Origin of the sequence: Pseudomonas sp. NPDC087697, assembly GCF_044743155.1 — a bacterium.
Classification (GTDB): Bacteria; Pseudomonadota; Gammaproteobacteria; order Pseudomonadales; family Pseudomonadaceae; genus Aquipseudomonas.
Genome location: NZ_JBIUVW010000039.1, coordinates 54,393 through 65,028 on the forward strand (window position 1 = coordinate 54,393; position 10,636 = coordinate 65,028).

The window sequence follows — 10,636 nt, forward strand, 5'->3', positions numbered from 1 at the left end:
AGGGCGACATTATGGCCGCAAGCGGGGCTAACGCAAACCTCGTCAGGCTCATGTTGATCAGGAATAAAGTGCGTATAATCCGCCGCCATGACTCGTACCCGATCCCCTCGTTCCCCTAAAAAACCTCCTTCTAGCGGCCTGCGCCCCTGGTTAGGCTGGGCTTTGAAGCTCAGTCTGGTCGGCCTCGTAGTGCTGGCAGGCTTCGCGGTTTACCTCGACGCTGTGGTCCAGGAGAAGTTCTCCGGCAAGCGCTGGACCATTCCGGCCAAGGTTTATGCACGCCCGCTCGAGCTGTTCGTCGGACAAAAGCTGAGCAAGGATGACTTTCTCACCGAACTCGACGCCTTGGGTTATCGCCGCGAAAGCGTGGCCAATGGACCGGGCGCGGCGTCGGTCAACGGCAATACCGTTGACTTGAACACCCGTGGTTTCCAGTTCTATGAAGGTTTGGAGCAGGCTCAGCCGGTGCGCGTGCGGTTCTCAGGCGATTACGTTGCCGAGCTGTCGTCGACCAACGGTTCAAAATTGTCGGTGGTACGCCTTGAGCCGCTGCTGATCGGTGGCCTTTATCCGAAAAACCTCGAAGACCGCATCCTGATCAAGATCGATCAAGTGCCGCCGTATCTGCTCGATACGCTGGTAGCGGTGGAAGACCGCGACTTCTATCACCACTTTGGTGTGTCGCCGAAGTCGATCATGCGGGCGATTTGGGTCAACACCTCGGCCGGACAAATGCGTCAGGGCGGGAGTACGTTGACGCAGCAACTGGTCAAGAACTTCTACCTGACCAACGAGCGCAGCCTGAGCCGCAAACTGACCGAAGCGATGATGGCGATGCTGCTTGAGTTGCACTACAAAAAACCGGACATTCTTGAGGCTTATCTCAACGAAGTGTTCATTGGTCAGGATGGGCAGCGCGCCGTGCACGGTTTCGGTCTGGCCAGTCAGTTCTTCTTCAGTCAGCCGCTGTCCGAGCTCAAGTTACATCAAGTCGCGTTGTTGGTGGGTATGGTCAAAGGGCCGTCCTACTACAACCCGCGTCGCTATCCGGAGCGCGCACTTGAGCGACGAAATTTGGTCCTTGACCTGCTGCAAGAGCAAGGTGTTGCCACCGCCGAGCAAGTCGCCGCTGCGAAGAACATGCCGTTGGGTGTGACCAAGCGCGGCAGCCTGGCGGACAGCTCATTCCCGGGCTTCCTCGATCTGGTCAAGCGTCAACTGCGCGAAGACTACCGCGACGAAGACTTGACCGAAGAAGGTCTGCGGATCTTCACCAGTTTCGACCCGATCCTGCAGATGAAGGCCGAAGCCTCGGTCAACGATACGTTCAAGCGCCTTGCTGGCCGTAAAGGTTCGGAAGACGTTGAAGCGGCGATGGTCGTGACCAACCCGGAAACCGGTGAGGTCCAGGCGATGATCGGTAGTCGTCAGGCCAGTTTCGCCGGTTTCAACCGGGCGCTGGATGCGGTGCGGCCAGTCGGTTCCCTGATCAAGCCGGCGGTGTACCTGACCGCGCTTGAGAAGCCGAGCCAGTACACCTTGACCAGTTGGCTGTCCGATGAGTCCTTCTCGGTAAAAGGTGCGGATGGTCAGGTCTGGAAGCCACAGAACTATGATCGTCGCTCCCACGGTACGGTTTTCCTGTACCAGGGGCTGGCGCATTCCTACAACCTGTCGACTGCGCGTCTGGGTCTGGAAGTCGGTGTGCCGAACGTCCTGAAAACCCTTGCGCGTTTGGGCGTCACCCGTGAGTTCCCGGCCTTCCCGTCGATGTTGCTGGGCGCCGGTGGCTTGACTCCGATCGAAGTGGCAACCATGTATCAGACCCTGGCCAACGGCGGTTTCAACACGCCGATGCGTGGGATTCGCAGCGTACTGACCGCCGAAGGTCAGCCGCTCAAGCGTTATCCGTTCCAGATTCAGCAACGTTTCGATCCGGCTTCCATCTACCTGATTCAGAGCGCCATGCAGCGCGTGATGCGTGAAGGTACCGGCAGCTCTGTCTATAACGTGCTGCCCAAGACTTTGACGCTGGCGGGCAAAACCGGTACCAGTAATGACTCGCGAGACAGCTGGTTCGCCGGTTTCAGTCAGGATCTGCTGGCGGTGGTCTGGTTGGGCCGCGATGACAACGGCAAGACGCCGTTCACCGGTGCCACGGGCGCGCTGCAAGTCTGGACCAGTTTCATGCGCAAGGCCGACCCATTGCCGCTGGATATGCCGCAGCCGGATAATATTGTTCAGGCCTGGGTCGATTCGCGTACCGGGCAAGGCTCTGAAGCCAACTGCCCAGGCGCAGTGCAGATGCCGTATATTCGCGGCAGCGAACCGCCTCCCGGCGCTGCGTGCGGTGGTTCAAGCCCCGCTTCAGGCGAATCGGTGATGGATTGGGTCAAGGGCTGGATGAATTAAGCAAAGAGGGTTTCAAGTGAACAAGTGGTTTATTCCAGCGGTTACGATGACAGCTCTGGCTTTGCTCAGCGGCTGCTCCAGCGTGCAGCATGGCTCGATTCCGGTGGTTGATTCCGGTACGGCGGTGTCCAATAGTGAGCGGATCTCTGCCAATGGCGGCTTCCGCAAAACCACCGTGAAGCGTCCGGCACAAGCCCAGACTCAGGCTATCCCGCAGGGCGATACCGGCGTGGTGGTGATGGTGCCGGGTGGTGGCGCGACGACTTCGACACCAATCAGCACTCAACCAATCAGCCCTGGCCCGATCAGCTCCGGTCCGATTACTCCGGGTCCGATCGACAGCGGACCGCTCCAGTCGGCGCCGATCAATCAGGGTAACTACAGCATGCCATCGACGCCGAGCGGGATTCCTTCCGCCAGCAGCGCCGGCGGTTTGTCTGCCGACGAACAGCTGGATGGGCCGGTGCTGGCCTTGCTGACCACCGCTCAGCAACAACAGGCGAGCGGCGATCTGAATGGCGCGTCCTCCAGCCTTGAGCGTGCTCAGCGGGTTGCTCCGCGTGAACCGCAAGTGCTCTACCGTCTGGCGCAAGTGCGCATGGCCCAGGGCGATGCCGCGCAAGCCGAGCAGTTCGCTCGTCGCGGTTTGACGTTTGCCAATGGGCGTCCGGATCTTCAGGCAAGTCTGTGGGGGTTGATCGCTCAGGCGCGTGAAAAGCAGGGCGATTCCGCAGGCGCGGCACTGGCTCGTCAAAAGGCCAAGGTTTCGCTCTGATGGATGTACGTTTTCCGAAGATCGCTGACCAGTTGCTGCTGATCGAACGCGAATTGCGCCTTCAGGGCTGGTGGGACGAGCTCCCGCCAAGCGCTGAAGCGCTGGACAGCGTCGAGCCATTTTCCGTCGATACGCTGGATTTCGAGCAGTGGCTGCAATGGATCTTCCTGCCGCGCATGAAAGCCATCCTCGAGAACAACCTGCCGCTACCGAATGCTTCGGGCATTCAGGAAATGGCCGAGATGGTCTTCGCTGCGCGCAATGTCCAGGGCAAGGACCGGCAGCTGCAAGTCTTGCTCAAAGAGTTCGATCAGCTCATCACGGCTTCTCGCTAAGCCGAAAACTGCCGGTGCCTACTGGCAGTTATCCTTGATCTGTTTTTGTGCTTCGGTGATGCGTTCCTGACGCTGTTGGTCTGTCAGGCGACGCAACTCACCGTCGACCTCCTCACGTAATCTTGGATTGTTCTGCAGTTGAGCCAGGTTCGTTCGCGCCTGTTCGCAGAATGTTTTGAGTTGGGCTTGCTGCTCGGCGACCTGCTTTTTCACAGAGTTGTCGATGGCCTGTTGATCCCCTATCGCGCTGCTGTGTGGTGGCGCGGTCGGTTTGCCGGCGGGCAGGGTGGGCTTCACCACGGTAGTAGCCTCCTGGCCCTGGGGTGGTTGTGCATCAAAATGGGTGACGCCCTGGCTATCGATCCATTTGTAGATCTGCCCGGCCATGCATAAAGGGCTCAGGCCAATCAGCAGACTGGCTGTGAAGAAGAACATTCGCATGCCGTTTCCTTGTCTTGGGTTGCGCAATTGAAGCTAACACACCTGCGGTTTAAAGGTTTTTTCTTGCGTTCTCATGCGCTTAGTTCGAATAAAGCACATTGACGACTTGACTTGCAGTGGGCGAAACAGAAGAATCCAAAGTCCGCTGTAGAGGGACTGCCAGAAGCAGGCCCGCTCAGCAGATCATGAGGTGCACATCCGCGCCGACCTGTTACACCCGCAACGCGTTACCTCGCGCTGGGTGGGAAAGCCCCGCAACACTTGGGACGATCCCAATACTTGCTCAGTCAGTGCTGACGTAGTCGGCGACCACCGTCGCTCATGCTCTGCCGAGAAGTAAACCTATTAAGACCCGTCCCCTTATGTGGGCGGTATTCTGGCGTTTTAGAGGTGAACAACGTGGAGCTTTTATCTGGCGGTGAGATGCTCGTCCGCTTTTTGCGTGACGAAGGCGTCAAATATATCTACGGGTACCCGGGTGGTGCTCTCCTTCATGTATACGATGCCCTGTTCAAAGAACCGGAAGTGACCCACATCCTGGTTCGTCACGAACAGGCTGCGACCCATATGGCTGACGGCTATGCCCGTGCTACCGGTAAAGCCGGTGTAGTACTGGTGACCTCTGGCCCGGGCGCAACCAACGCCATCACCGGTATTGCCACGGCCTACATGGACTCCATTCCGATGGTGATCATTTCCGGCCAGGTGCCTAGCACCATGGTTGGCACCGATGCGTTCCAGGAAACCGACATGATCGGTATCTCCCGGCCGATCGTGAAGCACAGCTTCATGATCAAGCACGCGTCGGAAATCCCGGAAGTCATGAAGAAAGCGTTCTACCTGGCGCAATCCGGTCGTCCTGGTCCTGTCGTTGTCGATATCCCGAAAGACATGACCAACCCGGCCGAGAAGTTCGAATACGTCTTCCCGAAAAAAGCCAAGCTGCGTTCCTACAGCCCGGCTGTTCGTGGTCACTCCGGGCAAATCCGCAAGGCAGCAGAAATGCTTCTGGCGGCCAAGCGTCCTGTGCTTTATGCAGGCGGCGGCGTGATCCTTGGTGGTGGCTCCGCGCCGCTGACCGAACTGGCGCAAATGCTCAACCTGCCTGTGACCAACACCCTGATGGGCCTGGGTGCCTACCCTGGCACCGACCGTCAGTTCATCGGCATGCTCGGCATGCACGGTAGTTACACCGCTAACCTGGCCATGCACCACGCTGACGTGATTCTCGCAGTCGGCGCGCGTTTCGATGACCGCGTGATCAACGGCCCGGCCAAGTTCTGTCCGAATGCCAAGATCATTCACATCGACATCGACCCGGCTTCGATTTCCAAAACCATCAAGGCAGACGTGCCTATCGTTGGCCCGGTTGAGAGCGTCCTGACCGAAATGGTCGCGATCCTCAAGGAAATCGGCGAGACCCCGAACAAGGACTCCGTTGCCAGCTGGTGGAAGCAAGTTGACGAGTGGCGCGGTGATCGCGGCCTGTTCCCGTATGACAAGGGTGACGGCAGCGTTATCAAGCCGCAAACCGTGATCGAAACCCTGTGCGAAGTGACCAAGGGCGATGCTTTTGTGACCTCCGACGTGGGCCAGCACCAAATGTTCGCGGCGCAGTACTACAAGTTCAACAAGCCGAACCGCTGGATCAACTCCGGTGGCCTGGGCACCATGGGCTTCGGTTTTCCGGCTGCCATGGGCATCAAGTTGAGCTTCCCGGATGCCGACGTCGCCTGCGTAACGGGCGAGGGCAGTATCCAGATGAACATTCAGGAATTGTCGACCTGCCTGCAATACGGTTTGCCGGTAAAGATCGTGATCCTGAACAACGGTGTTCTGGGTATGGTTCGCCAGTGGCAAGACATGAGTTACGGCAGCCGTCACTCGCACTCCTACATGGAGTCGCTGCCTGACTTCGTCAAGCTGGCGGAGGCCTATGGTCACGTCGGCGTGCGCATCACCGACTCGAAAGATTTGAAGTCGAAGATGGAGGAAGCGTTTGCCATGAAGGATCGCCTGGTGGTGATCGATATTTCGGTCGACACCAGCGAGCACGTCTACCCGATGCAGATCAAAGACGGCTCCATGCGCGATATGTGGCTGAGCAAGACGGAGCGTACTTAATCATGCGACACATTATTTCCTTGCTTCTGGAAAACGAACCGGGCGCTTTGTCTCGTGTAGTCGGTCTGTTCTCGCAGCGCAACTACAACATCGAAAGCCTGACCGTGGCGCCGACCGAAGACCCGACCCTGTCGCGTCTGACGTTGACTACAGTCGGCCACGATGAAGTGATCGAGCAGATCACCAAGAACCTGAACAAGCTGATCGAAGTGGTGAAACTGGTTGACCTGTCGGAGAGTGCTCACATCGAGCGTGAACTGATGCTGGTCAAGGTCAAGGCCACCGGCGCCCAACGCGCCGAGATCAAGCGCACTACCGATATTTATCGTGGGCAGATCGTCGATGTCAGCGCCAGTGTGTATACCGTTCAATTGACCGGTACCAGCGACAAGCTCGACAGTTTCATTCAGTCGATCGGCACTGCCTCGATTCTGGAAACCGTACGCAGTGGCGTCACCGGGATTGCCCGCGGCGACAAAGTACTCAGCATCTAAACCAAATTAGCGAACGGCCTGAACGGCCTGGATATAGGGGAAATTCATGAAAGTTTATTACGAAAAAGACTGCGACCTGTCGATCATCCAGGGCAAGAAAGTTGCCATCATCGGTTACGGTTCCCAGGGCCACGCTCAAGCGTGCAACCTGAAAGACTCCGGCGTTGACGTTACTGTTGGTCTGCGTAAAGGTTCGGCCACTGTTGCCAAAGCCGAAGCTCACGGCCTGAAAGTGACTGACGTTGCTTCTGCTGTTGCTGCTGCCGACCTGGTCATGATCCTGACCCCGGACGAGTTCCAGTCTGCGCTGTACAAGAACGAAATCGAGCCGAACATCAAGAAAGGCGCCACCCTGGCCTTCTCCCACGGCTTCGCGATCCACTACAACCAGGTTGTGCCGCGCGCTGACCTCGACGTAATCATGATCGCGCCGAAGGCTCCGGGCCACACCGTGCGTTCCGAGTTCGTAAAAGGCGGCGGTATTCCTGATCTGATCGCTATCTATCAGGATGCTTCCGGCAACGCCAAAAACGTTGCACTGTCCTACGCTGCTGGTGTTGGCGGCGGTCGTACCGGCATCATCGAAACCACCTTCAAGGACGAGACCGAAACCGACCTGTTCGGCGAGCAGGCCGTTCTGTGCGGCGGTACCGTTGAACTGGTCAAAGCCGGTTTCGAAACTCTGGTTGAAGCTGGCTACGCGCCAGAAATGGCCTACTTCGAGTGCCTGCACGAACTGAAGCTGATCGTTGACCTCATGTACGAAGGCGGTATCGCCAACATGAACTATTCGATCTCCAACAACGCTGAGTACGGCGAGTACGTTACCGGCCCTGAAGTCATCAACGCTGAATCCCGTCAGGCCATGCGTAATGCCCTGAAACGTATTCAGGATGGCGAATACGCCAAGATGTTCATCAGCGAAGGTGCTACCGGCTATCCTTCGATGACCGCCAAGCGTCGTAACAACGCTGCGCACGGTATCGAGATCATCGGCGAGCAACTGCGCTCGATGATGCCGTGGATTGGCGCCAACAAAATCGTCGACAAAGCCAAAAACTAAGTCACGAACTTGTACAGAAAACGCGGCTTAGGCCGCGTTTTTTCGTTTGGGTGGTCGGTTCTGGTATAAAGCTGCATCGTTTGTGGCTGAACCGTTGTCGCAGACACCTGTCGAAACTTTCCACACCGTTGCAAGGTAATGTCCATGAGCGAACGTCCCGAAGAGCCAAACCAGGCCTCTGACGCCGAAAGCCTGCTACCCATCGATGAGCATGTCGAAGAAGGGCATGACGCTGAAGGCCGTAAAGTCCGGCATCGTGGTATCTATCTTCTGCCGAATCTGTTCACCACTGCGAACCTGTTCGCAGGGTTCTATTCCATCATCAATTCGATGAGTGCTCAGAGCGCCTTGAGTGCCGGTGATGCTGCAAGCGCGAGCAAGTATTTTGCTTTCGCAGCGATCGCGATTTTCGTCGCCATGGTCCTCGACGGCCTTGATGGCCGGGTAGCGCGTATGACCAATACCGAAAGCGCCTTCGGTGCCGAGTACGACTCGCTGTCGGACATGGTTGCCTTTGGTGTCGCGCCGGCATTGCTGGCATTCGGCTGGGCGCTGGGGGATATGGGAAAGGTTGGCTGGATGGTTGCCTTCATCTATGTCGCGGGCGCGGCATTGCGTTTGGCGCGCTTCAATACTCAGGTCGGCACTGCGGACAAGCGCTACTTCATTGGCCTGGCCAGTCCGGCCGCGGCTGGTGTAGTCGCAGGCATTGTCTGGGCGTTCAGCGATTACGGCATTCAAGGCTCCAAGATGTCCTTCCTGGTTGCGCTGATGGTTGCAGCCGCCGGCATGCTGATGGTCAGCAACATCAAGTACAACAGCTTCAAGGAGCTGGACCTGAAAGGGCGCGTACCTTTCGTGGCGATCCTCGCTGTGGTGCTGGTGTTTGCCGTGGTTTTCAGTGATCCGCCGCGCATTCTGCTGCTGGTTTTCCTCGCCTACGCCGCTTCCGGCCCGGTGCAGTACCTGTTGCGTCTTCGTCAGCGTAAAAACGCCGAGTGATGTAATTTCCCCCATACTCCGCAGTCTATTGGTGCATCTGTCCTCCAATTCTGCGGAGTTGCCATGTTATTCAAGTTTCCCAAGTCGTCCGACTGCCAGGAGTCGGACGTCACGCCTGAGCCCTTCTATCTCTCTCGTCGTAGTGTGCTCGGCGGTGCTATCGCCGGCATGGCTGTCAGCAGTCTGCCGCGTTGGGCTAGCGCGGAAAGCACAGCTCGGTATGCGGATGTCGAGTCGGGCAAGGCGCCTTCCTGGTTTTCCGAAAAGCTTCCTGCAACCAAGTGGGGGGCGGTCACCGTCAAGGATGAGGCGATCACGCCGTTCAAGGATGCGACTCACTACAATAATTTCTATGAGTTCGGTACCGACAAGGGCGATCCCGCGCAGAACGCTGGCGCGCTGAAGACCGAACCATGGTCTGTGGTTGTCGATGGTGAGGTGGGTAAGCCAGGGCGTTATGCGCTGGAAGACTTCATGAAGCCGTATCAGTTGGAGGAGCGCATCTATCGCCTGCGTTGCGTAGAGGCCTGGTCGATGGTGATTCCCTGGATCGGCTTTCCCGTCTCGGCGCTACTCAGCCAGGTCGAGCCTACTTCCAAGGCAAAATACATTCGTTTTGAAACCTTGCAGGACCCCAAGACCATGCCGGGGCAGCGTTCTGGTTTTGCCTTGATCGACTGGCCTTATGTAGAAGGGCTACGTCTGGACGAAGCGATGAATCCGTTGGCGATTCTTGCGGTCGGCATGTATGGGCGCGAACTGCCGAATCAGAATGGCGCACCGTTGCGTTTGGTGGTGCCATGGAAGTACGGGTTCAAGAGCGTCAAATCCATCGTGCGTATCAGTCTGGTCAGCGAGCAACCGAAAACCACTTGGCAGAGCATTGCGTCTGATGAGTATGGCTTCTATGCAAACGTGAATCCGACGGTTGATCATCCGCGCTGGACTCAGGCGCGCGAGCGACGTCTGCCGAGCGGATTGTTCAAGCCCAATGTGCGTGACACGCAGATGTTCAATGGCTACTCGGATGAAGTCGCTTCTCTATATACAGGCCTCGATCTGAGGAAGAACTACTGATGCGTTTTCCTGTGTGGCGCGTCGGCGTCTTTATAGCAGTGATGGTCTGGCCGTTACTCTGGCTGTATGAGGCCTGGAGCTTTGCCTTGGGGCCGGATCCGGGAAAAGTGCTGGTTGATCGGTTGGGGTTGGGAACGCTGATCCTGCTATTGATCACCTTGAGCATGACGCCTCTACAGAGGCTGACGGGGTGGGCGGGCTGGATTGCTGTTCGGCGGCAACTCGGTTTGTGGTGCTTTGCTTATGTTGTTCTGCATCTGAGTGCTTATCTGGTTTTTATCCTTGGTCTTGATTGGTCTCAGTTGGGTGTGGAGCTGAGCAAGCGGCCGTACATTATTATCGGCAGCCTGGGATTTCTTTGTTTGCTGGCGCTGGCGTTAACGTCCAATCGTTATAGTCAGCGTCGTTTGGGCGTCCGCTGGAAGAAGTTGCATCGTTTGGTCTATGTGATCCTTGGTCTTGGATTGCTGCATATGCTCTGGATAGTTCGGGCGGATCTGAAGGAGTGGGTGATCTATGCCTCTATAGGTGCACTGCTATTAGTATTGCGAGCGCCACCTGTAATGCGCCGAATCCCTCGTTTTATGGCCAGAAAAGTACCTTCTGCAACAAAAGCGTAATTAACCCTTGACGGCAGATTCTGGAAGTCTATAATTCGCCCCACTTCCGGCGCAGTCGAAACGGAAAACTCCTTGGTAAACAAAGGGTTACGCAGTTTTCGGCAGCGGTTACGCTTCGGTTCATCGAAGTCTGAAGGAGTTGGTAAGGCAGTGTGTTTTCGCCTTATTAACGGTTCGATCTTCTCGGTCGAAAGCGGAGAAAAAGAGGTGTTGACAGCAGCGAGTAACGCTGTAGAATTCGCCTCCCGCTAACGAGAGATCGGAAGCGCAAGTGGTTGAAGTTGCAAAGGAAA

General features: G+C 57.0%; 10 protein-coding genes. 9 read left to right on the forward strand and 1 reads right to left on the reverse strand.

Annotated elements, in window-relative coordinates; all coding sequences use genetic code 11:
- The first annotated feature begins 87 nt into the window (after positions 1-87).
- Genes mrcB through ACIPIN_RS22435 form a run of 3 tightly spaced genes read left to right on the forward strand, consistent with a single transcriptional unit; the run spans position 88 to position 3,522 of the window.
- Positions 88-2,412, forward strand: a complete 2,325-nt coding sequence (gene mrcB / locus ACIPIN_RS22425) for a penicillin-binding protein 1B (RefSeq protein WP_401122225.1) — start codon at positions 88-90, stop codon at positions 2,410-2,412.
- 16 nt (positions 2,413-2,428) lie between these two features.
- Positions 2,429-3,187 carry a tetratricopeptide repeat protein gene (locus tag ACIPIN_RS22430; RefSeq protein WP_401122228.1) on the forward strand — a complete coding sequence of 253 codons (759 nt, stop codon included), beginning with the start codon at positions 2,429-2,431 and terminating at the stop codon, positions 3,185-3,187.
- Entirely contained in the window at positions 3,187-3,522 is a 336-nt protein-coding gene (locus ACIPIN_RS22435; protein WP_401122230.1) for a YqcC family protein, read from the forward strand. Before ACIPIN_RS22430 ends, ACIPIN_RS22435 begins: the two co-directional genes overlap by 1 nt.
- A gap of 18 nt (positions 3,523-3,540) precedes the next feature.
- On the opposite strand, the gene ACIPIN_RS22440 is transcribed toward ACIPIN_RS22435, so the two are convergent.
- Positions 3,541-3,963, reverse strand: a complete 423-nt coding sequence (locus ACIPIN_RS22440; RefSeq protein ID WP_401122232.1) for a DUF4124 domain-containing protein — start codon at positions 3,961-3,963, stop codon at positions 3,541-3,543.
- A gap of 399 nt (positions 3,964-4,362) precedes the next feature.
- On the opposite strand from ACIPIN_RS22440, the gene ACIPIN_RS22445 reads away from it, so the two are divergent.
- From ACIPIN_RS22445 to msrQ, 6 genes are all read left to right on the forward strand, one after another.
- On the forward strand, positions 4,363-6,087 hold the full coding sequence (locus ACIPIN_RS22445; RefSeq protein ID WP_401122234.1) for an acetolactate synthase 3 large subunit: 1,725 nt from the start codon (positions 4,363-4,365) through the stop codon (positions 6,085-6,087).
- A gap of 2 nt (positions 6,088-6,089) precedes the next feature.
- On the forward strand, positions 6,090-6,581 hold the full coding sequence (ilvN, locus tag ACIPIN_RS22450) for an acetolactate synthase small subunit (protein WP_003176102.1): 492 nt from the start codon (positions 6,090-6,092) through the stop codon (positions 6,579-6,581).
- 46 nt (positions 6,582-6,627) lie between these two features.
- Positions 6,628-7,644 carry a ketol-acid reductoisomerase gene (gene ilvC, locus ACIPIN_RS22455; RefSeq protein WP_007948647.1) on the forward strand — a complete coding sequence of 339 codons (1,017 nt, stop codon included), beginning with the start codon at positions 6,628-6,630 and terminating at the stop codon, positions 7,642-7,644.
- Positions 7,645-7,788: 144 nt separating this feature from the next.
- Entirely contained in the window at positions 7,789-8,646 is an 858-nt protein-coding gene (gene pssA / locus ACIPIN_RS22460) for a CDP-diacylglycerol--serine O-phosphatidyltransferase (protein WP_401122239.1), read from the forward strand.
- Positions 8,647-8,709: 63 nt separating this feature from the next.
- Complete coding sequence (msrP, locus tag ACIPIN_RS22465) at positions 8,710-9,723, forward strand: protein-methionine-sulfoxide reductase catalytic subunit MsrP (protein ID WP_401122241.1); 1,014 nt, start codon at positions 8,710-8,712, stop codon at positions 9,721-9,723.
- Positions 9,723-10,343: a protein-methionine-sulfoxide reductase heme-binding subunit MsrQ gene (gene msrQ, locus ACIPIN_RS22470; protein WP_401122245.1), complete on the forward strand. Its 621-nt coding sequence runs from the start codon at positions 9,723-9,725 to the stop codon at positions 10,341-10,343. The genes msrP and msrQ overlap by 1 nt, the downstream gene beginning before the upstream one ends.
- The last annotated feature ends 293 nt before the right edge of the window (positions 10,344-10,636 follow it).

What these genes read in the sequence shown, in the direction of transcription:
- ACIPIN_RS22440 (WP_401122232.1), bottom strand. Translation starts at nt 3,963, where the DNA reads ATGCGAATGTTCTTCTTCACAGCCAGTCTGCTGATTGGCCTGAGCCCT.
- pssA (WP_401122239.1), top strand. Translation starts at nt 7,789, where the DNA reads ATGAGCGAACGTCCCGAAGAGCCAAACCAGGCCTCTGACGCCGAAAGC.
- ACIPIN_RS22435 (WP_401122230.1), top strand. Translation starts at nt 3,187, where the DNA reads ATGGATGTACGTTTTCCGAAGATCGCTGACCAGTTGCTGCTGATCGAA.
- ilvN (WP_003176102.1), top strand. Translation starts at nt 6,090, where the DNA reads ATGCGACACATTATTTCCTTGCTTCTGGAAAACGAACCGGGCGCTTTG.
- msrQ (WP_401122245.1), top strand. Translation starts at nt 9,723, where the DNA reads ATGCGTTTTCCTGTGTGGCGCGTCGGCGTCTTTATAGCAGTGATGGTC.
- ilvC (WP_007948647.1), top strand. Translation starts at nt 6,628, where the DNA reads ATGAAAGTTTATTACGAAAAAGACTGCGACCTGTCGATCATCCAGGGC.
- msrP (WP_401122241.1), top strand. Translation starts at nt 8,710, where the DNA reads ATGTTATTCAAGTTTCCCAAGTCGTCCGACTGCCAGGAGTCGGACGTC.
- mrcB (WP_401122225.1), top strand. Translation starts at nt 88, where the DNA reads ATGACTCGTACCCGATCCCCTCGTTCCCCTAAAAAACCTCCTTCTAGC.